Genomic DNA, 25,369 nt, shown 5'->3' on the forward strand with positions numbered 1-25,369 from the left:
GTTTCACAGCCGGGCCCTCCGAATGGGCCCGGTAGCCATGAGGGTGGCCGTGGTACACCAAGCCGTAGACAGCGCCGTATTATTAGCCTGGAACTGGATGACCAGCTGACGCGGCACTGTACTGCTGACGGATGCATGCTGCATCGACCGCGCCGCTGTGGATACCGGCTGTTGCAGCACCGGTACAGCTGCTACTGGCACGACTAACTCCAAGACTAAAATCTGGGCTTGTTCATCCTCTTCGCCCGGGTCGCAACCCATAGCTAAAGTGTTGTTATTATATGTTTTGTAAAGTTCTTTCATAAAAAGAATTTGGTAAGCTCAGTAGAATAGACCCTAAGTAAATATGGCTGATTTTTGTTGATTTCCCTGCCTCCTCTGCCATAATTCACTCAACATTCATAAAAAGGCAATTTAGCCCATTCCCGAACTGCCCTGCCGCTTCGCGGGTTATCTTTGCAAGACGCCCGTTTCCGGCGCTTTGCCCTCCCCAATGACCATTACCCAAGAAGCCGTTCTCAAAGCCCTGAGCTACGTGGAAGAGCCCGACCTGGGCCAGGACCTCGTGACGCTCAACATGATTGAGAACATTGCGATTGACGGCCTTACCGTCGCGTTTACCGTCGTACTCACCACTCCTGCTTGCCCACTCAAGCAGCTCATTCACGATGCCTGCGAGCGTGCCATCCACACGATGGTGGATAAAGATGCCAACGTGGTAATTACGATGACGTCGCGCGTGACCACCGGCCGCAACAACCGTGGTGACCTGCTGCCCGGCGTGAAAAATATTATCGCCATTGCCTCGGGCAAGGGTGGTGTGGGCAAAAGCACCGTCACAGCTAACCTAGCCGTAGCCCTGGCTGCTACCGGCGCCAAAGTTGGCTTGGTTGATGCCGACATTTCCGGCCCTAGCGTGCCCGTAATGTTTGACGTGGAGAACGAGGCTCCGCACGTTTTCCAGGGCCCGAATGGCAAAAACCTGATTCAGCCCATCATCAAATACGGTGTGAAGCTGATGAGTATTGGCTTCTTGGCTCCGGCCGAAAGCGCCATTGTGTGGCGCGGGCCGATGGCTTCGTCGGCGCTCAAGCAGTTTATCACGGAAGTTGACTGGGGCGAGCTCGATTACCTGCTGCTCGACCTGCCGCCCGGCACTTCCGACATCCACCTCACGCTGGTGCAAACTGTGCCCGTGACTGGCGCCGTCATCGTGACCACGCCGCAAAAAGTGGCGCTGGCCGATGCTCAGAAAGGCTTGCAGATGTTCCGCCAGCCCCAAATCAACGTGCCGGTATTGGGCGTAGTGGAGAATATGGCGTGGTTCACGCCAGCCGAGCTGCCCGATAACAAGTATTTTATTTTTGGCGAAAACGGGGGGCAGCGCCTAGCAGCGCAGCACGATGTACCGCTGCTGGGTCAGCTGCCGCTGGTGCAAAGCATCCGCGAAAACGGCGACCAAGGCCAGCCAGCCGTATTAGACCCCGAGTCGGCCGTTGGCAAACTCTTCGCCGACTTGGCCGAATCGGTGGCCCGGCAGGTAAGTATTCGAAATAACGTGGCCCCCAAAACGGCTGTCGTGCAGATGAATTCCTAATATCCGTGGAAATAACAACCTCTCCCCCAACTTTCGAACATCCGCTGATGCCACGCATCGAAGCGGCCCTCGACACCCTGCGCCCCTACCTGGCCACCGACGGCGGCAACGTACGCGTGGCTAACATTACCGCCGAAGGCGTGCTCCAACTGGAATGGCAGGGTGCCTGCGGTGCCTGCCCTATGTCAACCATGACCCGCGCCGGCCTAGAGGACACCGTAAAAAAAGCGGTACCGGAAATCACAGCTGTTGAGGCCCGATAACAGCCTGACTTAGATGCTTTGGCAACGACGCCCATTTGTCATCCTGAGTTTGCGAAGGACATTATCACCAAAGAACAATTAGGAGTAACCCTATTTGCGTAGGTGGAATAATGCTTTCTCAAGTTCAGGATGACAGGTTTTTGCCTAAATCCTTCTCTGGCTCACGGTAATAGCAACTCAGAATAGATTCCATTGTCTTCTCACCGGCAGCTACGGCCAATACTTCCTGCTGGTGTTCAGGGGCCAGCAATCGCAGCAAAGGTTGTTCAACACGGTTGAATGACCGAAAAGCGTCACGGAGTTGCCTATCCCACTGTGCGTGATAATGCAGCAAATCGTCGGGCAAGGCTTGGGTACGGGGGCTGCCTGGCTCGGGCACACAATCGAAGGGCTCGGTGAGGTTGAGGTAACCATAATCGTCGGTCAAGTCCTCGCCGGGCTGGATGTCGCGCACGGCTAACTCACAATTATAAGCCGTGCTGATGCAGCTGGAACGAAAGCTGTGATTAACAAACCGGGCATGGTCGCCGCAGAGCACATAATCCCCGTTGTGGTCGCGGTAGGAATATTTTTCCAGAAAGACCTTTTGTAAAGGGTCCAGCCGGGCCAGGGTTTGAGAAGAAATAATCTGGTCGAGGGAGTCGAATACCCAAGTGATGGTGCCTTTGGGAATAAGCTTGGTAGCTACCACTCCAAAACCAATTTCGGGACTGATAAACCGCAGCTCTGTGTTGGGATGAATCATAGAAAAGCTGGTTGAAAAGGGGCTGCAATGTTGGCAAAAGCCCCGAGCTAACCAAGCTGAACAGCGTAGCAGACGGTCCGGCGCTACTTTTGTGCCTTCAACCTTTCTCAGCACATGGCCACTTCGCCCAACTCGCCCACCCTCCGCTCCTGGATTGACATCCGCCCCGAAAGCGACTTTCCCATTCAGAACCTGCCGTTTGGCGTGTTCGAAACCGATGAGCGAGGACCGCACTTGGGCGTTGCCATTGGCGGCTATGTGTTTGACCTGTACGCCGCTAGTCAGTTCGGCTTTTTTGAGGATTTGGAAGAGCTAGGTGATACCCAGCCCAAAGTATTTCGCCGCCGCTCGCTGAATGCCTTTCTGCGGCTGGGCCGGCCGGCTTGGCGGGCCGTACGCCAGCGCGTGAGCGAGCTGCTGCGCCACGACGAGCCCCGCCTGCGCGACAATGAGTTGGCCGTGCGCGACTGCCTGTTGCGCCAAACCGATGTGCGGATGCTACGCCCCGTGAAGCCTGCCAACTACACCGACTTCTATAGCAGCATCGAACACGCCACCAACGTGGGTACCATGTTCCGCGACCCGGCTAACGCCCTGCTGCCCAACTGGCGCCACCTGCCCATAGGCTACCACGGCCGTACCAGCAGCATCGTGGTATCAGGCACCAGCATTCATCGGCCCAACGGCCAGCGCAAGGCCCCCGATGAAGCGGCTCCAACTTTCGGACCCAGCCGCCAGCTCGATTTTGAGCTGGAAATGGCCTTCGTGGTGGGCACCGGCACCGCCCTGGGCAGTACCGTAAGTATAGATGCGGCTGAAGACCATATTTTTGGCCTGTGCCTGTTCAACGACTGGAGCGCCCGTGACTTACAAAGCTGGGAATACGTACCGTTGGGGCCATTTTTGGCCAAGAACTTCGGCAGTAGCATTGCCCCTTGGGTGGTGACGCTCGATGCACTGGAGCCCTTCCGCTTGGCCGGTCCCACGCAAGAGCCAACGCCCCTGCCCTACCTGGCCCAGACCGGAGCCCACAATTTCGACGTGCACCTCGAAATAGCCCTAACGCCCGCCGAAGGCCCGGAAACGACCATTAGCCGCACCAATTTCGGCCTGATGTATTGGAGCATGGCCCAGCAACTCACCCATCACGCCTCCAACGGCTGCAACCTCGAAGCTGGCGACCTTTACGCCTCCGGTACCATCTCCGGCCCGACGCCCGATTCTCTCGGCTCAATGCTGGAGCTGGCTTGGCGCGGCACCCGCCCCCTACCACTCGCCGATGGCTCCGAACGCAAATTCCTGCTCGATGGCGATACGGTAATTATGCGCGGCTACGCCGAGAAAGAAGGTGTGCGCATCGGATTCGGCGAAGTGCGCGGCACGGTGCTACCGGCTATATAGGCTCGCGCAAAGTTTAAAAATTAAGTCTCGCCGAGTAGGATGTCATTCATCTTCCTTAGCGAGACTTAATTCTTTTGAAACTTCGCGAAACCTTGCGCTTAGTGCATTCGGTCGTCGCGAACGGGTAAATTTGTTATGATTTCGCCTTCAACTATCAGCAATTCCTGCAGCCGCTCATCTACAGCTTTCGGGTCGCAATATTCCTTCGCTAAGTCGACGTAGCTCACAAAATGGGCGGCTTCCGATACCATTAATTCGTAATAAAATTTACTCAATTCCTGGTCGGCAATATTTTGCCAGAGTAATTTGAAACGCTCGCAGCTGCGGGCCTCAATCAGTGCCGACACCAGAAGTTGGTCCATGAGCTGGCGCTCGCGGGCCCCACCCTTGCGTACGTGCGCTAATAGCTGCACTACATACTCATCTTTGCGCGGACGGCCGAGGGCAAAACCGCGCTTACGCAGCTCCAGCAACACTCTTTCGAAGTGGCTCCACTCTTCGGCAACTAAGTCCGTCAGCTCATCCACGAGGCGGGTTTTCTCGGGGTAATGGATAATCATGCTGATGCCGGTGCTGGCGGCTTTCTGCTCGCACCAAGCGTGGTCGACCAGAATATCTTCGATGTTTTTCTCGGCGATATTTACCCAGCGCGGGTCAGTATTCAACTTTAATTTCAGAATTGTTTTTTCTTTCATTTCCGTATTTCTAATTAAAGAAATTCCATTTTACCCCAAACTGAAAACGGCGCGGATAACCGGTATAATAAGGCGTGGTGAAATAGCCGTTATCGAGCACTCCCTGATTCAAATAAGCTACTTTCAGGAAAACAGAAACCGTTTTAATATCTGCAGACAAAAACACATCCACCAGCGGGTAAGGCCGAATGCTGAACGTTTCCTGCTGATAAAATTGCTGGGTGCTGGGACTGTAATTGTAGGCTTGGAACCGGGACTGGAAATACATTTCGGCTCCTACTTGGGTAAATAGCGCCTTGCGGAAAATATAGCTTTCGTAGTACACTCGCGAATTAGAAACTAGGCTAGGAATCCGAATCCCTTCTTTATCGGCCTCACCGCCGCGGGTGTAGGTAGCCTGATTGTCGAAGCCGACACGGCCCAGGCGGGCAGTATGCCGTGCATAGACAATCAATAGGTTACGAGTAGCACTGAGCTGCGTGGGGCGGCCATCGGTGCCGTAATACACCAGATTGATGATGTTAGCGACGCTGGCGCTCGCTTCAAAACGCTGGTCGGTAAGAATGCCAATATTGGGCAATTTCAGGCGCAGGCGGCCGGTGAGTTGCTGCGTGCTGGTATTATTTAAACTGTCGTTGTGCCACTCATAGTTATTGCCAACATGCTCTTGCTGCATGAGAGTGGGTGAATAGGAATTAACCAGCGCTTCAGCCGAAAGCGGACCGGTCCGGATGGATGCCTGTGCCCAATACTCGTTGCCTACTTTATACTCGCCAGCAGCCTCAATGGCGTAGATTTTTCGATAATTAAAAGCCGCTGTTCCTCCCACAAACGCATTGAAATAATTTTCATTATGAACTTCTTCCAACTCCAGACCAGTAGAAATGGGCGCCTGGTAGAGCTGCTGATTGCTCTTCAGCGACTGCTCAACCAGACTGGCGTTGCGGAAACGGCTGTAAATACGATATTCCACCGCGTCGGTACGCCCAAGCAGCCCCACGGTGTTTTCAACTTGGCGGTATTCGGCCCGGTCGAGGATGGCGGCGGTGTTGCGCAGTACCCGTGGGTAGTATAATACATCAGGCTGGTAGAAAGTATTGCGCAAGGTCAGCGCTTTGTCATAATAGCTATTATACTGACGCTTGGCATCGAAGGTGTGATAGGCAGTGAGGCCCCGACCAAGCAGGCGGTAAGTTTGGGTAAAATACAGCTCGTCACGGTCTTCGGTATTGACGGCTTGGCTCAGATTAACCTTCTGTTGGGCATATTTGAAAAGTTCCTGGGGTCGGTTTTCACCCTCGATGAAGGTCTCTCCATCTACAATCGAAGTAGTTGTGACGGGCCGGATACCTCCTTGCTCAACAGCGCGGTGGCGTACGTTACTGAAATTTATCAACAGGTGATAACGCTCATCATCTGTTTGATAGCGGCCGAAAAGCAAAATATTGGAATGCTCCACAAGGCCGTCGCGGGACCGGACGGGGTCGAGCACTTTGTTAGATGCAATCCGCTCGTAGGCTAGGCCCACGCTGAAGTTCTTTTTGAGGCTGCGGCTGTAGCTGATTTCAAACACCTGCTCGCCGGCCCCTGACTGGATGTAACGGAAAAACGAGTACGGTGAACGCGAATCGTAATACGGCACCGTGGTAGCGTCGCGGGCGTATTTATCGAAGACGTTGCGGCCAAAGCGGGCACCCAACTGGTAATTGGGCTGGTACAGCAACGGCCGCGAGGCCGTGCCCACAGCTCCCAAATCCTGCTGAAACGTGGTATCGTGAAACCAGAACCGCGCCTGTGGCCAGCGCGTGAGCGTGGTATCGAGCGGTGTGCCGGAGGTGGAGTCGCGCAACACCTCGGCCTCATAGATGATGCGGGTGGTTTTGGGGCCGTAAAGGACTTTGGTGGAGTCGTCGCGCACCTGCGCCCGGGTACCCGGGGCGCCCCACAGCGCCAACACGACCAGTAAAACAGCCAGCGGCCGCAGACGGGTCCAAATCATCGAAAATACTCCTTGCAGGGATGCGTTCAAGCGGGTAGCAATTGCGCCGGATTGCCGAAGCAACCGGCCGGGTCAACGTAATAATCAAGCATTTGGTACGGGCGCACCGGGCAGTAGCCGGCGCAAAGCTGCGCTGCCACTCCCCAGAAACGCCACCCGCACCGGAATGGTATAGAAAGGCAGGCCCACCTGCGCCGCCCGCAATTCCGGGCTTTGCAGGCGTGTGGCATCCTTTTCCGTTGTAAAAATAGGCCAGCCCGGCTGCCAATGCATTCGCAACGCTGCCACATCGGCGGGTGTGAAAGCATAATGGTCGGGAAAATCGGCGTGGCGCCGAATGTCAAAACCCTGTTTTTCAAGCTCATTACGCAGCGGACCAGGCTGCGCTATTCCCGTCAGCAACAATGCCGACCCAGGAGTTAACACCACATTTTGTGCAACTGGCTCAGCGCCTGCTTCCGGATGTAACGCGTGGGGCGGCGCGTAAGCATAGGCCGAAAATAGCACAGGAACGTCGGGGTTGGTATAGCACTGAACCCGCGCGGCAATAGCGTGCTGCGCCGTTTCGGAGAGGTCGGGTGGGCACTTGGTTACAATAACGACGTCGGCCCGCTTGGCTCCGCTACGACTTTCGCGCAGGCGGCCGGCGGGCAGCACTAGGTCATCATAAAACGGGCGGGCCAGCTCGGTCAGCAAGATATTCAGCGTAGGCCGCACGGCGCGGTGCTGGTAGGCATCATCGAGCACGATAACTGTGATTTCCGGGTGCTGCTGGAGCAGTAACTGAGCCCCGAGGCTGCGCTCTTCCGCCACGGAAACTGGCACCCGTTGCGATGCAAATAGTCCGAAATACTGCCACGGCTCGTCGCCCACCGTGGCGGCCGAATCCTGGGCACTTGCCAGGCGCGGGCCTTTGGTCTGGCGACCGTAGCCGCGGCTCAGAATAGCCGGGCGATGCCCCTGGCGCAACAGTTCTTCTACCAGCCAGATGACGTGGGGGGTTTTGCCGGTGCCGCCCACCCGTAGGTTGCCCACGTTGAGGAGTGGCACGGCGAAGGTTTCGGCGCGTTTCCAGCCGATGTCGTACAGCCAATTGCGCGCGGCCAGCACCCCGGCATAAAGCCAGGAAAACGGTAGCAGCAGAAAAGCCAGCACAGACGGCATAAATAGCAAAACGCCACAACAACGGCCTGCAAAAGTACGGCGACCTAGAACTTGTACCCCGAAGTTTTGTCTGCTTTCTTCACCTCTCTTCCCATGTCCCAGTTTGCCGACCCGCTGTTGCATTTCCTCAGCACTTTCCCCATCCCCACTGCGCTTCCCACCGGCGTAGAGGCCCGCAGCCCATTCCGCGAACCGGCCGTGTACGACCTGTTGAGCCAGTTTGCCCATAAATTCTACTCCGATGGTCCGCCCCGTGTGGCGGTGCTGGGCATCAACCCCGGCCGGCTGGGCATGGGCCGCACCGGGGTAGCCTTCACCGACCCTACAGCCTTGGCCGAATATTGCGGCATTGCTAACGACCTGCCCCGGCAACGCCCCGAAACTTCCACCCAGTTTGTGTACAAGGTCATCACTGAGATGGGCGGGCCAGCAGCTTTTTACCAGCATTTTTATGTGGGCTCGCTCTACCCGCTGGTTTTGCTAAAGGACGGCCTAAACCACAACTATTACGACTCACCAGCCCTGATAAAGGCTTTATGGTCGGATATTCAGTTATCGCTGCGCCAACAAGTGCAGGAGTTAGGTTTGCGCCGTGATGTAGCCGTGAGCTTGGGCAAGCGCAACGGCGAATTCTTTAAGCGTCTGAATGCCGAATTGGGCCTATTCGATAAAATTATTGTGCTCGACCACCCACGCTACCTCATGCAATACAAGAGCCGCAACACGACTACCAATGTGGCCCACTACGTGGAAACCCTGGGCCAGCTTCTAAACCTGTAGCAGGTCTAGCCACCTTTGTTGATTGCTCACTGCTAATTGTTACCTAACCCAAATGCCTACCGTTCAAGACCTTGCCCGCCTACTGGAAGCCGCCGCGCCCCTCGCCTACCAGGAAAGCTACGACAACGCCGGCCTGCAATGCGGCAACCCGCAGGCTGAAATAACTGGCGTACTCATTACCCTCGACTGCACGCCCGCCGTGGTGGACGAAGCCGTGAGGCGCGGCTGCAACGTGGTGGTAGCCCACCACCCAGTCATTTTTCGGCCACTTAAACGCCTCACCGGGGCCAACGAAGTAGAGCAAACAATCATCGCGGCCCTCAAAAATGACGTAGCTATTTACGCTGCTCACACCAACCTCGACAATGTGCGCGGCGGTGTGAACGACAAGCTGGCGGAAAAATTAGGCCTTCTGAAAACGCGTGTGCTGGCCCCGCAAAGCGGTATGCTCGCTCGCCTCATCACCTACATCCCCAACCGACCGGAAGACCAGCAGGCCGATGTTGCTGGGCACGTATTGGCGGCGCTCTACGCCGCCGGGGCCGGGCAGGTGGGCCAGTATTCTGATTGCAGCTTCCGTACCGAGGGCACTGGCACTTTCACCCCCGGCATAGGCACAAAGCCGGCTATTGGTGCTCAAAATCAACCCGAAACCGTAGCAGAGTTGCGCATAGAAGTGCTGCTGCCGCTGCATCGGCAGGCGCACGTACTGCGGGCTTTACGAACAGCCCATCCGTATGAGGAAGTTGCCTATGAGCTGATTAAACTGGAAAATGTACACCAGGAAGTGGGCGCAGGCCTAGTGGGCGAATTGCCGGAGGCACTGGCTCCGGCCACGTTCCGACAGCTGCTAAAGCGGCAATTGCTGGTGCCGGTGGTGCGCCACACGACTTTTGAAAAACCGATTAAAACGGTAGCTATCTGTGGCGGAGCAGGGGCCTTCCTCATTGGTGCGGCGCGGGCGGTTGGGGCCGATGCCTATGTGACCGGCGACGTGAAATACCACGAGTTTTTTGGGGCCGAGGGCCAGCTGATGCTTTGCGACGTGGGCCATTTTGAGAGCGAGCAGTTCACTGGTGAAGTGTTCCGGGATTTGTTAACAGCCGGATTTTCGCGTACTTTTGCGGTCTTAATCGCCGAAACCCCTACGAACCCCGTTCAGTATGACTGCTAATAGTGCCGCCGTGGCCCCCGCCGACGTTCCCGTAGCCGCTAAGCTCGAAGCCCTGCTCACCTTGCAGCACCTCGACTCGCAGCTGGACGAAATCCGGCGCGTGCGCGGCGATTTGCCCGAGGAAGTGAGCGACCTGGAAGACGAAATTGCTGGCTACGAAGTCCGCGTGAAGAAATTCGACGAGGACATTCAGGGTTTGAACGACTTCATCAAGAGCCGCAAACAGGCCAGCAAAGATGCCGAGTCGCTCATCAAGAAGTACGACGAGCAACAGCAGAATGTGCGTAACAACCGCGAGTTCGAAGCTATTGCCAAGGAAATTGAGCTGCAGCGCCTGGAAATCCAGATTGCTGACAAAAAAATCAAAGAGGCTCAGTACCAGATTGACGTTAAAAACGCCGAAATCAGCGGTACGAAATCGAAGTTGGATGAGCGTCGCAAGGACCTCGACACCAAGAAAAGCGAGCTCGATACCATCATTTCGGAAAACGAAGAGGAAGAGCGCGGCATCATGGCCCAGCGCGAGGAGGCCACCAAACCAGTGGAAGCCCGCTTGCTGACGGCCTACACCCGCATCCGCGGCAACGTGCGCAACGGCCTGGCCGTGGTACTAGTGCGCCGCGACGCCTGCGGTGGCTGCTTCAACACAGTGCCGCCCCAGCGCCAGGCTGATATCATCTCGCATAAGAAAATCATCGTGTGCGAGCACTGCGGCCGGATTCTGGCCGATGTGGAAGCCCGCATCTCATAGTTTTCGCTACCGGTTTTGAATAAAAAAGGAACGGCGCTGCCGTTCCTTTTTTATTGTCTGGCTTTTCTGCTTCATGATTTACCACCCATCTGCTTTGCTTGCAACTTGTGCCCGTATCAGCTGGGCCGTGCTGCTGCTGATGGCAATGGGCTGCACCCTAGCTTCGGCGAAAGCAAATACTAGCTTGGAGCAATCCCCGCCGCAAGCGGCAGAAAATGAGCAGCCTGTTTACGCTCCCAAGCCCGAAGCTCTGACGGCGAGTAGCCGGCGCGCCTACGCCGAAGTATTTAAGCTGCGGCTGGGCACGGCCCGCGAGTTGCTTCGACCGGAGCTGGCCAGCGCGCCAACGGCTCCGGCCCCACTGCTGGTAGCTAACTGTGCCGATTTTATTGAGTTGCTCTGCACCCAGGATGCCAGTCGCTACGAGGCCTTGGCCGCCAGTCAGGAAGCCCGCCTGGATGCATTGGATGACGCGCCCGCCAGCGCCCTGCGCGACTATGCCCGCGCCGAAATCACCCTACACTTAGGATTGAGCCAGTTGCTGTTCAAGCACTTGGTGATGGGTGGCTACCACCTGCGCAGCGGCTACCATCAGATGCAGGATGTGGTGAAGCAGTACCCGGCATTTTTGCCAGCACGCAAGACGTTGGGGCTCTGCCAGTTTGCCGTTGGCTCCTTGCCCGAGGGCTACCACTGGCTGCTACGCCTGCTGGGCCTCACCGCTAACCCGGAAACCGGCTTGCAGAACCTGGCCCTAGCTGCCAATCAGCCCAATGACTTCCAGACCGAAAGCCAGATTTACCTGGCCATGATTCGGGAAGGCTACTACAAAAAACCCGAGGAAGCCCTGCGCCTCACCGAGCGCCTTACCACGCATCAGCCTGATAATCTGCTCTTTTACTACCTTCTCATCAGCACCAACAAGCGTCAGCACCATGCCGATGCGGCCTTGGCAGCCTACCGTGCCCGGCCCGCCGGCCCCGCCTACCTGCCCATTCCGTACCTGCGCCATATGGCCGCCGACTTGCTGCTCTACCAGGGCGACTATGCCGATTCTGAGCGGGAAAATCTGGCTTTTTTGCGAGACTATAAGGGCCAGCATTACCGCAAGGATGCCGCGTTCAAACTCTATTTGGCCGCGTGGCTCGGTGGGCAGCCGGCAGCTACAGTAGCCCGCTACCGTGAAATGATAAACCGCCCAGGCCCGGCCGATGTGGAAGAAGACAACTACGCCCAGCATTACTACCACGAAGCTGTTGGCCTAAATCCCATCCTCACCCGCGCCAGATTGCAAAGCGACGGCGGCTACAATCAGCAGGCCCTAAAGACGCTGCATGCATTTCGCACCACGCCGGCCACCCTGTGGCGCGACCGTATTGAGGAGCCCTACCGCCGGGCCCGCGCCTTCCAAGGCCTAGGCCAGCTCGATTCGGCCTGGTTTTACTTTGAGCGCACCCAGACGGTAGCGGGGCCGAAAGCACCGTATTATTTTGCTCCGCAGGCTGCCTTGCAGCAGGGTTATCTGGCTCAGAGTGCTGGCAACAAACCCGTTGCGCGCAAGTATTTTCAGAAGGCGCTGAACTACCCCTGGCACGAATACAAGAACAGCACCGACGCCAAGGCCAAACTGGCCCTGCGGGAGTTGAAGTAGCCCGACCTTTAGGGCCAGCCCCACGGCTCGGGCCACTATTCATTTGCTACCGTGCCTATTCTCCCTGAGGTTTTTATGACCATTCCACTGACGGCATTACCAGCTGATTTCCAAATGCGGGCGCTGCATTGGGGTGCCCGGTTTGCGCACTGTGCCTACTTCGAGCCCAATGGACTGGACTACCCCCATGGAACTTTCGGGCACCTGCTGGCCGTAGCCCCCACCGGAGCCGGGGCCACCCACTCACTTGCTGAGCTTGGGACCCTGTCCGTTGCACCAGCAGCTGCCGGCTTGCACTGTGGTTTCATCACCTACGATGCCAAAAACGGTATAGAGGACCTGACCAGCCGGAATTTCGACGGCTTCTCCTGGCCCATTCTACACTTTTTTAGCCCCCAAACCTGGCTGGTCTGGCACGCCGAAACGCTGGAAATTCACGGCCAGAGCGAGGGAATATTGCAGCAGATTCTGGCGCAGCCCATGGTGGCGCAGCCAACCCCGCAAGTGCTAGCCGTGCGCCCGCGCTTGCCCAAGGCCGATTACCTCCGCGCCGTGACAGCCGTTCGGGAGGACATCCTCAACGGCGAGGTGTACGAGCTAAACCTTTGCCAGGAGTTTTATGCCGAAGGTGTAGCATTGGAACCAGTGGACGCATTCTGGCGGCTCATGCAGGCCTCACCTGCCCCCTTTGCCGGCTTCGTGCGCTGGCACGACCATTTCCTGCTCTGTGCCTCGCCCGAGCGTTTTTTGGCGCACCGCGACGGGCAGCTGATTTCCCAGCCCATCAAAGGCACCATTCGGCGCGGCGCCACGCCAGAGGCCGACGAGGAGCAACGCCAAACGCTTTTCCACGACGAAAAGGAACGCGCCGAAAACCTCATGATTGTGGATTTAGTGCGCAATGACCTCGCCCGCGTGGCCCAAACCGGCACCGTACGCGTGCCCGAGTTATTCGGCCTCTACCCTTTCCGCCACCTCTGGCAAATGATTTCAACCGTGACCGCCGACAGACACCCAGTGGCTAATCTGGAGGATATTCTACGCGCAACTTTCCCCATGGGCTCGATGACCGGTGCGCCGAAAATCCGCGCCATGCAGCTCATCGAGCACTACGAAGCCAGTCGGCGCGGCCTCTACAGCGGCAGCATCGGCTACGTGCAGTCCGATGGCAACTTCGACTTCAACGTCGTCATTCGCTCGCTGCAATACCGGCGTGATACCGGCTATCTCAGCTTCCAGGTTGGCTCCGCCATCACCTACGACTCCGACCCCGAGCGTGAATATGAGGAATGCCTACTGAAAGCCAAGGCCTTACTGGAAGTACTGAATGCAGATATCAGGTCGTGGTAAACCCTCCTTGTCATCTTGTAGCCAACGAAGGACCTCAGCACGGTGGAACAATGGATAGTAATTCAAACCATTTGTTGCAAGATGCTCAGTGGCGATAAGGTCCTTGGCTCTGCTCAGGATGACAGACGCTCCCTGCATTATCGTTCTATTGACCAACTGCCATTCTGTCATTTTACCTTCGAACAGCGTATCTTTGTCCTCCGCCGAAAAGCGTTTAGAATATGGCCCAACCCCTGTTAACCCTTGATTTTTTAGATAAAGCAGTCCCCACCGCTGAGGCTACACCTGCTGGCGATGTACGGGTAACAGCCGCCACCCGCACCGGGCGTCAGCGCAAGCTTTATATTGAGAGCTACGGCTGTCAGATGAACTTCTCGGACTCTGAAATCGTGTCGAGCATTTTGTTCGATGAAGGCTTCGATACGACTGACGACCTTGCCAACGCTGACCTCGTGCTACTCAATACCTGTTCCATCCGCGAGAAGGCAGAGCAGACGGTCCGCATGCGGCTCAAGCAGATTAATTCGCACAAAAAGCGCAAGCCGGCCATGCTGGTAGGAGTACTCGGCTGCATGGCCGAGCGCCTGAAAAGCAAGTTTCTGGAGGAAGAGAAAATCGTGGACCTCGTGGTGGGCCCGGATGCCTACCGCGACCTGCCCCAACTCATCAGCCAGGTTGATGGCGGGCAGAAGGGCGTGAACGTGCTGCTAAGCCGCGAGGAAACCTACGCCGACATTACGCCCGTGCGCCTCAACTCCAACGGCGTTTCCGCCTTCATCAGCATCATGCGCGGCTGTGACAATATGTGCTCCTTCTGCGTGGTGCCCTTCACCCGCGGGCGTGAGCGCAGTCGCGATGCCCACAGCATCGTGCAGGAAGCCAATGCCTTGGTAGCAGCTGGCTACAAGGAAGTAACCCTGCTGGGCCAGAACGTGGACTCCTACAAATGGGCTTCGGCCGATGGTACCGAGCACGTCAACTTTGCCCAACTGCTGGAGCGCGTGGCCCTCATCAGCCCCGAGTTGCGGGTGCGCTTCTCCACCTCGCACCCCAAGGACATCACCGACGAAGTGTTACACACTATGGCACGCCACGAGAACATCTGCAAATACATTCACCTGCCGGCGCAGAGCGGCAACTCGCGCATTCTCAACCTGATGAACCGGACCTACGACCGGCCCTGGTACGAGGAGCGGATACTAAAAATCCGTGAGATTCTGGGCGACGACTGCGCCATCTCGACCGATATGATTGCTGGTTTCTGCTCCGAAACCGAGGAGGAGCACGAGGATACCAAGAGCCTCATGCACTTTGTGAAGTACGACATGGCCTACCAGTTCTTCTACTCGGAGCGCCCTGGCACGCTGGCCGCCCGCAAGCTGGCCGATGACATTCCGCTGGAGACCAAAAAACGTCGCTTGCAGGAGCTTATTGACATTCAGCAAGTCCACAGTGCCGAGCGCAACCGCCGTGCTGTGGGCCAGGTGCACCGCGTGCTGGTGGAGAACTTCTCAAAACGCTCACAGGATGACCTGAGCGGCCGTAACAGCCAAAACCAAGTCATCATTTTCCCCAAGCAAAACTTCAAGAAAGGTGATTATGTGAACGTACTGGTGCACAGTAGCACGGCCAGTACATTACTCGGCGAGGTTATTTAGCTTCCGCTGCTCGTTGTCAGGTGCTAGGGCTCTCATGGAAAGGTCTTACACCGAGTTGAGCGTTTGGCTGCGAAGCCGGCAGTTGACAGACGATTTTCAAAAGAGGAATTATTTGGCTTGACCAATCAATTAAGACGAGCTGCGGTTTCTATTCATTCCAACATCGCGGAAGGGTGCAGCCACCAGCAAACTGCGCAACTTACTTTGATGAATCAATGCTTCAGGAAATATTAGCAGCTAAAGCCAACTGCAAAAAACTGTTGCGAGGATTCGTTCGCTTACCCCGTCGCAAGTTGCCGAAGATGCACCCAGCTACTTCCCTGACAACGGACCATTAACAACTGACAACCAGCCTTGACACCTTCCGAAATCCAATCCATCAAGCTCCGGTTCGGCATCATCGGCAACGCGCCAGCGCTGAACTACGCCATTCAGGTGGCGGCGCAAGTAGCGCCCACTGATATGACGGTGCTCATTACCGGCGAAAGCGGGTCGGGCAAGGAGTCGTTTTCCAAGATTATTCACGCCTTGTCGCCGCGCAAGCACGGGCAGTTCATCGCCATCAACTGCGGCGCCATTCCAGAAGGCACTATCGACTCTGAGCTGTTTGGGCACGAGAAGGGCTCTTTTACCGGGGCCAATGAGGCGCGTAAAGGCTACTTTGAGGTGACCAACGGCGGCACCATTTTCCTGGATGAAATCGGCGAAATGCCGCTTGGCACCCAGGCCCGCCTGCTGCGCGTGCTTGAGAATGGCGAGTTTATTCGGGTAGGTTCCAGCAAGGTCCAGAAAACCGATGTGCGCGTGGTAGCCGCCACCAACGTGAACCTGCTCGACCGTGTGCAGTCTGGCACCTTCCGCGAGGACTTGTACTATCGCCTCAACACCGTGCCCATCACGGTTCCACCGTTGCGCGAGCGGGGCGACGACATCTACCTGTTGTTCCGCAAATTCGCCTCAGATGCGGCGGAGCGGTACCGGACCCGGCCCATTTCGCTGCTGCCCGATGCGGTGCAGGCCCTCACGCGCTTTCGCTTCCCCGGCAACATTCGCCAGCTCAAGAACATTGCCGAGCAGATATCGGTGCTGGAAACCGACCGGGAGCTGGATGCCCGCCGCCTCACACCTTACCTGCCGCAGGAACAAAGCAGCCGCCTGCCCATGCTCCTCGGGTCGGGCGCGGCCGATGGCGGCACGGCTGGGTATTCCGAGCGGGATTTGCTCTACAAAATCCTGTTCGACATGCGTCGCGACATGACGGACCTCAAGAAACTGGTGCTGGAGCTGGCCACCGGCCAGCGCCCCCACGAGGCTCAGGAACTCCTCCGTCAAAACAGTCACCTGTTCAACAATACGCCGGCCGGCAACGCGTTTGAGAGCGGTCAGCCGGCCGAATACTTTCTGCCGCCCGCTTCCAATACTTATAACAGCGAACCGGCTACGAACTACGATGACGCCACGCCGGTGGAGGACATTCCGCACGAAACGGAGGAAGAAACGCTTTCCCTCGACATCAAGGAACGCGAGATGATTCTCAAGGCGTTGAAAAAGCATAACAATAAACGCAAGTACGCCGCCCACGACCTGGGCATCTCGGAACGCACACTCTATCGAAAACTGAAGCAATATGACCTGGAGCAAGTGTAAGGCGTTATTAGCTGTTGGCTGTCAGCTCTTAGCTATTAGCTTTTTCTCGCTATTTAGCCGAAGAACTATCAGTTTTCAACTATTGGCTCTTAGCTTAACAATCAGTGGTTGTGGCATCTATTCGTTCAACGGCACCAACATTGACCCGGCGGTGCGCACCATTTCGATTGCGACCATCACGAATAACGCGCCGCAAGGGCCAGCGTTTCTGACGCAGCGTTTCACGGAGGATTTGAAGGATTATTTCCAGCGCAACACCAACCTGAAGCTAGTGCCGCGCGATGGCGACCTGCAATTCGATGGCAACATTGTGGCCTATGACTTTGCGCCAGCCTCCATTCAGAAGATTGATGGCATAGACCAGGCCGGCTCCAACCGCCTCACCATTCAGGTCAAAATCCGCTTCACCAATACCAAGGACGACAAGCAGAGCTTCGAGCAGTTGTTCCAGAATTTCGACGACTACGCCGCCAACCGCAACATCGCCACCATCAACAGCGACCCCACAGCGGTGCGAACGACCACCGATAAAATTATTACTGACATCTTTAATAAGTCGGTGGCTAACTGGTAATGGCCTAAGCATTTGAGGTGGGCCAGACCAGGGGTTTCGCCTTGGTCTGGCCCCTTTTTTTGGTAAAAACCTGGTTTAGCAGAGCGCTAGCAGCGCAGGTCTTTGCGTAAATTAGCGTAATGTTGCGCCCCGTTAAATAATCCAGCTGCTGGATTTGGGGCGGTAATGCCTGCCTTTCCTTTTCGATTCATAGTCCAAATTCCCCGTGACCCGCGCCACGCTTTTGCACGTTCTCGACCGTCCTACGGCCCTTGGCCCGGCTGAAGTGCGCGAGCTTGAACAACTGGCCCAGGCCTTCCCGTACTGCCAGACGGCCCACTTGCTGCTGGCCAAAGCAGCCCACGACCAAGGCACCATGCTGGCCGGTCAGCGCCTGCGCCGCGCAGCTACCTACGCCGCCGACCGCACCCTCCTCCGTCGCCTTATCGAATCAGTAGAACCCGTTGCTGAACCAGAGCCGGAACCGGCGCCCGTAGCGGCTCCGGCAGCGCTCAGCGAGGTACCAACTACAGCCGCGGCTCCGCTCCTGCCTGAACCAGTCGAAATAGCGGCTCTGGTTCCAGTACCAGCAGTTGTTTCTGAATTGGTTTTGACAGTTGCACCAGTCACTGAAGCCCCAGCGATAGAAATTGCGCCGGCACCAGTTGCGCAGCTAGAAATCACCCCGCCTCCAGTTGTGGAAGTGGCTCCTCCAACAGCGGAGTCAGAGCCCGTCACAACTGTTGTTGCATTGCCGACCACTCAGATTGCAGAATCAATTGACGCTGATTCGCAACCCATTGACGCCGTAGAAGTCTCCCTGGAAGCGCCAACGGCGCAAGCACCAATTATAGCTACTCCAGTTCCAGCAGTAGCACCGGAAGCCATTACTGCCGAGGCATTGCCATTGCCAATCGTGCAGGAACCTGCGCAGACCGCGAATGCCACCGAGGCATCTCAAAGCGAGATAGTTGAGCTACCGCATCTGGTTGACCAGGAAGGCGCTACAATTGAAACAATTGCTCTGCCAGCAAAAGTAGTGCACGAAGAAGAACTTGTCGACGCGCCTACCGCTGAGGAGGACGACTTGCCGGCCCAGGCTCCTGCCATTCGGCCGCCGGTGGAAGTGGGCGAAGCGCGGTTTGAATTTGGCTTGGCCGAGCCGCCACCGCCGGTAGTACCTACTTATGAGTTGCCGGGCCTGGTCGACGAATGGGCCGCCTCTGCCGTTACCCGCAGCCTAGGCAGCCCCGATGTTCTATTTCCAGAAGCTGTTGAGCCGCCCGCACCAGCCTTCACGCCGGCCGCCTTCACCGGTGATACTGCCGTGGGATATTCGTTTGGCGAAAGCAGCCGCCTGGGCTTATCTATGCAGTTGCTGGATATGCTGGCCGCTCAGGTCGGGGCTGCGGAAGCTACCACTGCTGTAGTAGCCGCCGCCCAACCACCCGCCGCAGCGCTGCCGCCCGTCGGTACCTTCTTCGAGCCCGACCCGTTGCTGCTCGACCATTGGGCCACGCACCGACCGCTACCGCCGGCTCTGCCTTCCTCGCTCGACCTCATTAATAACTTCCTCAAGCGGCAGCCACGCCTCACGCGGCCGGCCATGCTACCGCCCGCGCCCGGCGGCCAAACCGACCTAAGCGTCCGCAGCACCCGCGCCGAACCCGACTTAGTATCCGAAAACCTGGCCCGTATTTTCGTGCGGCAGGGTAAAATTGCCCGTGCCGTTGAGATTTATGAAAAGCTCATGGTGAAGCAGCCGGAAAAAATGGCGTACTTTGCGGCCCAAATACAGTCTTTGCAACCTTCTGCATAAATTGCAGCTTTAGCCTTTCACCCCCTTCATGTATACTACTCTCGTCATTCTCATTCTCGTTGTGTGTTTCCTGCTGGCCCTCGTGGTACTGGCTCAAAACCCGAAAGGCGGTGGAATTTCCAGCCAGTTTAGTGCCGGTGGCGCTGCTAGCATGATGGGTGTGAAGCGCACGGGCGACCTGCTCGAAAAACTTACCTGGGGCTTCGCAATCGGCTTGGTGGTATTGTCGCTCGGCTCACACATGCTGACTTCGACGGGCGGTGGCCCGGTACGCAGCGTAAACCAGCAGCGCGCTATGGAAACCAAGCTGCCTGCTCCCGCAGCTCCGACCGGCCCTGCACCGGGTGCTTCGGCCCCCGCTGGCACTAGCACGACCCCGGCCGACCAGCCTACGGCTCCCACGGTTATCCCCGAGCCTGCCAAGAATTAAGTAGCCCGCTTCCTATAAGCGTCCCAAACTACGGCAAAGCCGGTGTGTCCTCCTGGATGCACCGGCTTTTTTGTTGACTGCATCGTTTGCCACCTGGCAGCCTGACATGCAGCAGCCGGCAGACTCACCCACCGGCGCATCCGTCACTTTTGCCACTTGGTAGCGCCAAAAGCTGCCTATTTTGTCAGGTTTGTGGGGCTGGCACGGGAAGTGAGACAGGGGCCAGCACAAAGGATTTCCACTTAACTCAACCCAAAAACACCCAAAATGGCACTTAGCATGAAACCGCTGGCCGACCGCGTAATTGTTCGCGCTGCCGCCGCCGAGGAGAAAACCAAATCCGGCATCATCATCCCCGATACGGCCAAGGAGAAGCCCCAGCGTGGCGAAGTAGTGGCCGTGGGCGAGGGCAAAACCGCCGACAGCGGCACCATCATCAAGCCGCAGGTAGCGGTAGGCGACCAAGTGCTCTACGGCAAATACGCCGGCACCGAAATCACTGTCGACGGTGAAGACCTACTCATCATGCGCGAGTCGGACATTTTCGCCGTGCTCTAAGCCATTGGCTTAACTCAGCGAAGATTCCTCATTAACTCTTTCCCTCATACCCTCATTACCCAGAAATGGCTAAGAACATCCAATTCGACACCGAAGGCCGCGCCCGTTTGCAGGCCGGTGTGAACAAACTGGCGAACGCCGTAAAAGTGACCCTCGGTCCGAAAGGCCGCAACGTCATCATCGACAAAAAATTCGGCGCTCCGTCCATCACCAAGGACGGCGTGACTGTAGCCAAAGAAATTGAGCTGCGCGACCCCATCGAGAACATGGGCGCCCAGCTCGTGAAGGAAGTGGCTTCCAAAACCGCCGACCAGGCCGGTGATGGTACCACGACGGCTACTGTATTGGCCCAGGCCATCTACACCGCCGGCTCGAAAAACGTGGCCGCTGGTGCCAACCCGATGGATTTGAAGCGCGGCATCGACAAGGCCGTGCTGGCCGTGGTTGCCAATCTGAAAGCCCAGTCGAAGAAAATTGAAAACAACTCGGAAATCGCCCAGGTAGGTACGATTTCGGCTAACAACGACGCGGAAATCGGCAAAATGATTGCTGATGCCATGGACAAAGTGGGCAAAGAAGGTGTCATCACCGTGGAGGAAGCTCGCGGTACCGAAACCGAAGTAAAAACGGTGGAAGGCATGCAGTTCGACCGCGGCTACCTCTCCCCTTACTTCGTGACCAACCCCGAGAAGATGGAGGTTGAGTTCGACAACCCTTACGTGCTCATCTACGACAAGAAAGTGAGCACCATGAAGGAGTTGCTGCCCGTGTTGGAGCAAGTGCTCCAGACCGGCAAGCCTTTGGTTATCATTTCGGAAGATGTTGATGGCGAAGCCCTCGCTACCCTGGTGGTGAACAAGCTGCGCGGCTCGCTGAAGATTGCCGCCGTGAAGGCTCCTGGCTTCGGTGACCGCCGCAAGGCCATGCTGGAAGACATTGCCACCCTCACAGGCGGTACCGTTATCAGCGAAGAGCAGGGCTACAAGCTCGAAAATGCTACCTTGGAATACCTTGGTACGGCTGAGAAAATCATCATCGACAAGGACAACACTACCATCGTAAACGGCAAAGGCTCGAAAGATGCCATCAGCGGCCGTGTGGCCCAGATTAAGGCCCAGATGGAAACCACCACGTCGGACTACGACAAGGAGAAACTGCAGGAGCGCCTCGCTAAACTGAGCGGCGGCGTGGCTATTCTCTACATCGGTGCCAGCACGGAAGTGGAAATGAAAGAGAAAAAAGACCGTGTGGACGATGCCCTGCACGCCACCCGCGCTGCCGTTGAGGAAGGCGTGGTGCCTGGCGGTGGCGTGGCCCTGGTGCGTGCCATCGAGGCCTTGGCCGCTGTGGACACCCACAACAGCGATGAGCGCACCGGCGTGAACATCATCCGCACTGCCCTTGAGGCTCCCCTGCGTACCATCGTGGCCAATGCTGGTGGCGAAGGCTCAGTAGTGGTGCAGAAAGTGCGCGACGGCCAAGGCGACTACGGCTATAACGCCCGCGAAGACCGGTACGAAAACCTGGTGGCCGCTGGTATCATCGACCCCACCAAGGTGACCCGTCTGGCCCTCGAAAACGCTGCTTCCATCGCCGGCTTGCTGCTGACGACTGAAGCCGTGATTTCGGACGAGCCCGAGCCCAAAGAAGCTGGCCATAGCCACGGCGACGGTGGCATGGGCGGCATGGGTGGCATGGGCGGCATGATGTAAGCCAAGCCGCTTGTAGCTTTTCGCTATAAGTACGAAAGCCCCGTTGGCAATGCCAACGGGGCTTTTTTGTGCGCGTAAGGCTTATGGCTTAATTCGAAGGTTTGTAGTCGGGAAACGGTTGGCGGGCATCTAGAAGCCTAAGGTGAAGCTTTGGATGCGTTGGAAAGGACTAAATAGGTGGACTGGGGCAGCAAAAAGCCCCGACGCAACAGCATCGAGGCTTTTTTATTGATGCGAAATACCCTGCTCAGCTAGAGGCACCGGCAAAACAATCGTGGAGCCAGAGCTGCGCGGCGGGCTCGTCGCGCGCCGATGTGAGAAAACGGGTCCAAGTCTGCTGTTCGTGCCATACGGGTACCAGTTCCCACACGCACAGCGTTGGCTTGTGCGCCACATCACGCGGAAAAAGCGCGAAGCTGGTAGCGGCATCGTTGTCTTTGTAGAACACGGTTTGCCACAGTTCGTTGGAATTGCGCCAGGTGCAGACGATGAGGAAGTAGAAGGACTCTCCACAACGATGGAGGATGGCAAAACCCATTCCCTGCGCCTCCGGCGGGCTAGTGCTAAGCTGCTGACGCGCCATTTCCGTCACTGCATCCGGGATGAGGCGACTAGCTTCGTACACTCCATACCATTTCAGCACAGCATTGGGCAGCATAAGTGGGCCTAGCGGACTAACCCCCTTGGGCTTATGCTGATATCCTGTATCAACTCCTGAGTTTGTGGCGAGGACGTGGGCGAGCGTAGTCATAGAGAATGGCAAGCTGTGAACCGCTTACGCCTGCGCTACGGGCGCGGGGTAGTTGCGGGCGTCCATCATCTTGGCCAGCTTGCCGCTGATGAGGAACAGGATGGCCGCCGCCACAGCTGCTGATACCACAAACACCATGAAGAAATCATAGAGATTGGTGATGTGGAAGCCCAGCAGCACCGGCGCGGGAGCCGTCGATTTGGGGTCGGGGTAAAGGCTGCTCATATAGCCAGCCAGGTAGTTGGCCGCTGCGTTGGCGAGGAACCACACAGCCATCAGCAAGGAAGCGAATTTGGCCGGAGCCAGCTTGTTCACCAGCGACAGGCCGATGGGTGACAGACACAACTCGCCTACCGAGTGCAGGAAATACAGCGCCACCAGGAAGAACATGCTCACCTTCACGCCGGGCTGCAGGTTGTGCACGCCGAAGCACATCACGAGGTAGCCCGCGGCCAGCATAGCCAGGCCAATGGCCATTTTGAGGGGGGACGGCGGCTCGGCCCCGCGGCGGCCCAGGGCTGTCCAGACAGCGGCCATGATGGGCGCGCCCACCACGACGAAGATGGCGTTGAGGTTCTGGAAAATACTGGCCGGCAACTCGAAGCCGAAGATGGTGCGGTTCATCTGCTCATCGGCGAAGAAGGTGAGCGAGGCTGGCGCCTGCTCAAACGCGGCCCAGAAGAACACCACGAAAAATGACACGATGAAAATTACCATAATGCCTTTGACATCGGCGCCGCTCAGGGATTTATCACTGAAAATCATAAAGGCAATGCCGACCACGGCCACACCCAGCAGCGGCGCGATGGTGGGGAATTTGGCCGAATCAAGCCAGAGAATGCCCAGGATAATGGCCAGCAGCACCGGCAGCAGGGCGTAGATGCCTTTCACGCCACCCGACTGCACGGGCGTTTCGCCTACCTGCACACCTTCCGGCGTGTGCAGGTACTTGCCCTTCCCCCAGTTGAAAATGACGGTGCCCAGCAGCATGGCAATGCCACAGGCCAGAAATGCCCAGCGGAAATCGGCCGGGTTGCCAGTATCGCCGATAAGACTGGTGATGGTGTTGCCGATGAACGAGCCCAAGTTGATGCCCATATAGAAAATGGTGTAGGCCGCATCTTTGCGCTTGTCGGCAGGGCTGTAGAGGGAGCCCACCATGCTCGAAATGTTGGGTTTGAAGAAGCCGTTGCCCACAATCATCACGCCCAGGCCCAGGTACAGCAGCCAGTGGCTGAGGGCGTGGGTGTCGGCCGCACCGTAGTTGGAGGCCGAAACAAACAGCGTGAACTGACCCAGCGCCATCAGCAGCCCGCCCGTGAGGATAGAACGCCGGTTGCCCCAGTACCGGTCCGAGATGAAGCCTCCGATGAGCGGCGTGAGGTACACCAAGCTGGTGTAGCCGCCATAGAACTTGGACGCGAAGGCCTTGTCCATCATCATGGCCTTGGTAAGGAACAGCACCAGCACGGCGCGCATACCGTAGTAGCTGAACCGCTCCCACATTTCGGTGGCGAACAGCAGGTACAGCCCCTGTGGGTGGCTGGTGGATTCCGCAGCGAGCGGGCGCTCGGTCTGAGCAGAGACTGGTTGCATAAGGAAAACTAGGGTGAGAAATAAGTGTTGATGGAGGGAAAATTGGCCCGGTTGCGCATGCCATGCATTGCGGGCACGGTAAATCTAGGAAAGTTTCGGCATTGTAAAGCTTGGGGAGCATCGCAGCGCGTCATGCTTCGGCTGCGCTCAACATGACATTCTTACGATTCAACCTTTCCTATTTTGCCCGAAGCGTCGCTCCTGTAGGCCTTGGCCCGATAGGCACCGGGTGCCATGCCCGTTTGCTTGCGGAAGAAGCGGGTGAAATAGCCGGGGTCCACGAATTGCAGTTCATAGGCAATTTCGGCCACCGAGAGCGATGTATATAAGAGGTAGTTGTGAGCCTTGCGAATGGTATGGGCCTGCACAATCTGCTGGGCAGTTTTGCCCTTCACAGCCTGGCAGATGCGGTTGAGGTGTACCGGCGTAATCTTCAGTTCCTGGGCAAAATCCGAGATTTTCTTCTCGAAAGGCGCCGTTTTTTCAATGGCTTTCTGAAACTCGCGGAAGTAGTGCAGGGCGCGGTTGGGGCTGTCTTCCTTGCGGCGGTTGTGGTGCAGCAGCCGGAATATCTTCACAAACAGCAGTTTAAAATAGCCGTTGATAGCCAACTGCTTGCCCGGCAACTCCGAGTAGATTTCCTCGTGAATGCGCTGCTCCAGCTCCGATAAATCGGCAAAGCGAACCTCCGCGTTGAAGTCTGACAGAATGTGCACCGTATTCAGCTCCACCAGCACGCCGGGCGTGGCTTGCAGAATGGTATCGAGTAGGGCTTCGGAGAGCGTGAGGGTGCGGCCCTTCACCTGCGGGCTGAAGGTGAAGCCGTGCACCGTATTGGCCGGGATGATGACCAGGCAAGGCGTGCGCAACTCCACAAGCTCGGTGGCCTCGAAGGCGGCACGGCCGGCTTCAAGGAAAAAAAGCTGGAATAGGTTTTCGTGCAGGTGCGGTTTGAGGCCCCAGTCGGTAAGGCGCTGGCGGGGCACAATGAGCTGGCTCTGCAAGTAGTCGTGTGAAATCTGAGCACGGCTGTCGCCGTAGATTCCGTTGTAGCGGGCAATATCGGTGCGCATGG

General features: G+C 57.1%; 24 protein-coding genes. 16 read left to right on the plus strand and 8 right to left on the minus strand.

Annotation, left to right across the window (positions count from 1 at the left end; translation table 11 throughout):
- Positions 1-3: 3 nt before the first annotated feature.
- A complete protein-coding gene (locus J4E00_RS00450; protein ID WP_208173038.1) occupies positions 4-303 on the minus strand; it encodes a hypothetical protein in 300 nt (99 codons plus the stop codon).
- Between the two features lie 190 nt (positions 304-493).
- Between J4E00_RS00450 and J4E00_RS00455 the strand changes: the two genes are divergently transcribed.
- Positions 494-1,597 (plus strand): Mrp/NBP35 family ATP-binding protein, encoded by a 1,104-nt coding sequence (locus J4E00_RS00455; RefSeq protein ID WP_208173039.1) that lies wholly within the window; start codon positions 494-496, stop codon positions 1,595-1,597.
- 47 nt (positions 1,598-1,644) lie between these two features.
- Positions 1,645-1,860: a NifU family protein gene (locus tag J4E00_RS00460; RefSeq protein ID WP_208173040.1), complete on the plus strand. Its 216-nt coding sequence runs from the start codon at positions 1,645-1,647 to the stop codon at positions 1,858-1,860.
- A 124-nt stretch (positions 1,861-1,984) separates the two neighbouring features.
- Here the strand turns inward: J4E00_RS00460 and J4E00_RS00465 are convergent, their stop codons facing one another.
- Entirely contained in the window at positions 1,985-2,605 is a 621-nt protein-coding gene (locus J4E00_RS00465; RefSeq protein ID WP_208173041.1) for an SET domain-containing protein, read from the minus strand.
- 114 nt (positions 2,606-2,719) lie between these two features.
- Between J4E00_RS00465 and fahA the strand changes: the two genes are divergently transcribed.
- Positions 2,720-4,006 (plus strand): fumarylacetoacetase, encoded by a 1,287-nt coding sequence (fahA, locus tag J4E00_RS00470; RefSeq protein WP_208173042.1) that lies wholly within the window; start codon positions 2,720-2,722, stop codon positions 4,004-4,006.
- Between the two features lie 98 nt (positions 4,007-4,104).
- On the opposite strand, the gene J4E00_RS00475 is transcribed toward fahA, so the two are convergent.
- The 3 genes from J4E00_RS00475 to lpxK all read right to left on the minus strand — a co-directional run bounded on the left by J4E00_RS00475 (position 4,105) and on the right by lpxK (position 7,864).
- Positions 4,105-4,701 (minus strand): tRNA-(ms[2]io[6]A)-hydroxylase, encoded by a 597-nt coding sequence (locus J4E00_RS00475; protein ID WP_208173043.1) that lies wholly within the window; start codon positions 4,699-4,701, stop codon positions 4,105-4,107.
- Positions 4,702-4,711: 10 nt separating this feature from the next.
- Positions 4,712-6,700, minus strand: coding sequence for a putative porin (locus J4E00_RS00480; protein WP_208173044.1), 1,989 nt, complete (start codon positions 6,698-6,700; stop codon positions 4,712-4,714).
- Positions 6,701-6,784: 84 nt separating this feature from the next.
- Entirely contained in the window at positions 6,785-7,864 is a 1,080-nt protein-coding gene (gene lpxK / locus J4E00_RS00485; protein WP_208173045.1) for a tetraacyldisaccharide 4'-kinase, read from the minus strand.
- 93 nt (positions 7,865-7,957) lie between these two features.
- Between lpxK and J4E00_RS00490 the strand changes: the two genes are divergently transcribed.
- The 13 genes from J4E00_RS00490 to groL all read left to right on the plus strand — a co-directional run bounded on the left by J4E00_RS00490 (position 7,958) and on the right by groL (position 21,947).
- On the plus strand, positions 7,958-8,644 hold the full coding sequence (locus J4E00_RS00490; protein WP_208173046.1) for a uracil-DNA glycosylase family protein: 687 nt from the start codon (positions 7,958-7,960) through the stop codon (positions 8,642-8,644).
- 52 nt (positions 8,645-8,696) lie between these two features.
- Positions 8,697-9,818 (plus strand): Nif3-like dinuclear metal center hexameric protein, encoded by a 1,122-nt coding sequence (locus tag J4E00_RS00495; RefSeq protein WP_208173047.1) that lies wholly within the window; start codon positions 8,697-8,699, stop codon positions 9,816-9,818.
- The gene (locus tag J4E00_RS00500) at positions 9,808-10,569 is read left to right on the plus strand and encodes a zinc ribbon domain-containing protein (RefSeq protein ID WP_208173048.1); all 762 of its coding nucleotides are present in this window, start codon (positions 9,808-9,810) and stop codon (positions 10,567-10,569) included. The genes J4E00_RS00495 and J4E00_RS00500 overlap by 11 nt, the downstream gene beginning before the upstream one ends.
- Positions 10,570-10,663: 94 nt before the next feature.
- Positions 10,664-12,220: a DUF3808 domain-containing protein gene (locus J4E00_RS00505; protein WP_208173049.1), complete on the plus strand. Its 1,557-nt coding sequence runs from the start codon at positions 10,664-10,666 to the stop codon at positions 12,218-12,220.
- Positions 12,221-12,271: 51 nt separating this feature from the next.
- Positions 12,272-13,570: an anthranilate synthase component I family protein gene (locus tag J4E00_RS00510; protein WP_317196575.1), complete on the plus strand. Its 1,299-nt coding sequence runs from the start codon at positions 12,272-12,274 to the stop codon at positions 13,568-13,570.
- Positions 13,571-13,791: 221 nt separating this feature from the next.
- Complete coding sequence (gene miaB, locus J4E00_RS00515; RefSeq protein ID WP_208173050.1) at positions 13,792-15,228, plus strand: tRNA (N6-isopentenyl adenosine(37)-C2)-methylthiotransferase MiaB; 1,437 nt, start codon at positions 13,792-13,794, stop codon at positions 15,226-15,228.
- Positions 15,229-15,345: 117 nt separating this feature from the next.
- Positions 15,346-15,462: a four helix bundle protein gene (locus tag J4E00_RS00520; protein WP_236049418.1), complete on the plus strand. Its 117-nt coding sequence runs from the start codon at positions 15,346-15,348 to the stop codon at positions 15,460-15,462.
- A gap of 120 nt (positions 15,463-15,582) precedes the next feature.
- Positions 15,583-16,875 carry a sigma-54 interaction domain-containing protein gene (locus J4E00_RS00525; RefSeq protein WP_208173052.1) on the plus strand — a complete coding sequence of 431 codons (1,293 nt, stop codon included), beginning with the start codon at positions 15,583-15,585 and terminating at the stop codon, positions 16,873-16,875.
- A gap of 82 nt (positions 16,876-16,957) precedes the next feature.
- Positions 16,958-17,449: an LptE family protein gene (locus tag J4E00_RS00530; protein ID WP_236049366.1), complete on the plus strand. Its 492-nt coding sequence runs from the start codon at positions 16,958-16,960 to the stop codon at positions 17,447-17,449.
- A 205-nt stretch (positions 17,450-17,654) separates the two neighbouring features.
- A complete protein-coding gene (locus J4E00_RS00535) occupies positions 17,655-19,247 on the plus strand; it encodes a hypothetical protein (RefSeq protein ID WP_208173053.1) in 1,593 nt (530 codons plus the stop codon).
- 28 nt (positions 19,248-19,275) lie between these two features.
- On the plus strand, positions 19,276-19,677 hold the full coding sequence (gene secG / locus J4E00_RS00540) for a preprotein translocase subunit SecG (RefSeq protein WP_208173054.1): 402 nt from the start codon (positions 19,276-19,278) through the stop codon (positions 19,675-19,677).
- Between the two features lie 267 nt (positions 19,678-19,944).
- A complete protein-coding gene (gene groES / locus J4E00_RS00545) occupies positions 19,945-20,235 on the plus strand; it encodes a co-chaperone GroES (protein WP_198068620.1) in 291 nt (96 codons plus the stop codon).
- 65 nt (positions 20,236-20,300) lie between these two features.
- Positions 20,301-21,947 (plus strand): chaperonin GroEL, encoded by a 1,647-nt coding sequence (groL, locus tag J4E00_RS00550; RefSeq protein ID WP_208173055.1) that lies wholly within the window; start codon positions 20,301-20,303, stop codon positions 21,945-21,947.
- Between the two features lie 247 nt (positions 21,948-22,194).
- Here groL and J4E00_RS00555 read toward each other — a convergent pair whose 3' ends face one another.
- The 3 genes from J4E00_RS00555 to J4E00_RS00565 form a co-directional block, all read right to left on the minus strand.
- On the minus strand, positions 22,195-22,605 hold the full coding sequence (locus tag J4E00_RS00555) for a hypothetical protein (RefSeq protein ID WP_208173056.1): 411 nt from the start codon (positions 22,603-22,605) through the stop codon (positions 22,195-22,197).
- A 117-nt stretch (positions 22,606-22,722) separates the two neighbouring features.
- Positions 22,723-24,294, minus strand: coding sequence for a peptide MFS transporter (locus J4E00_RS00560; RefSeq protein WP_208173057.1), 1,572 nt, complete (start codon positions 24,292-24,294; stop codon positions 22,723-22,725).
- Positions 24,295-24,455: 161 nt separating this feature from the next.
- Positions 24,456-25,367 carry an AraC family transcriptional regulator gene (locus J4E00_RS00565; RefSeq protein WP_208173058.1) on the minus strand — a complete coding sequence of 304 codons (912 nt, stop codon included), beginning with the start codon at positions 25,365-25,367 and terminating at the stop codon, positions 24,456-24,458.
- Positions 25,368-25,369 lie beyond the last annotated feature (2 nt).

Source organism: Hymenobacter negativus (genome assembly GCF_017571495.1).
GTDB lineage: Bacteria > Bacteroidota > Bacteroidia > Cytophagales > Hymenobacteraceae > Hymenobacter > Hymenobacter negativus.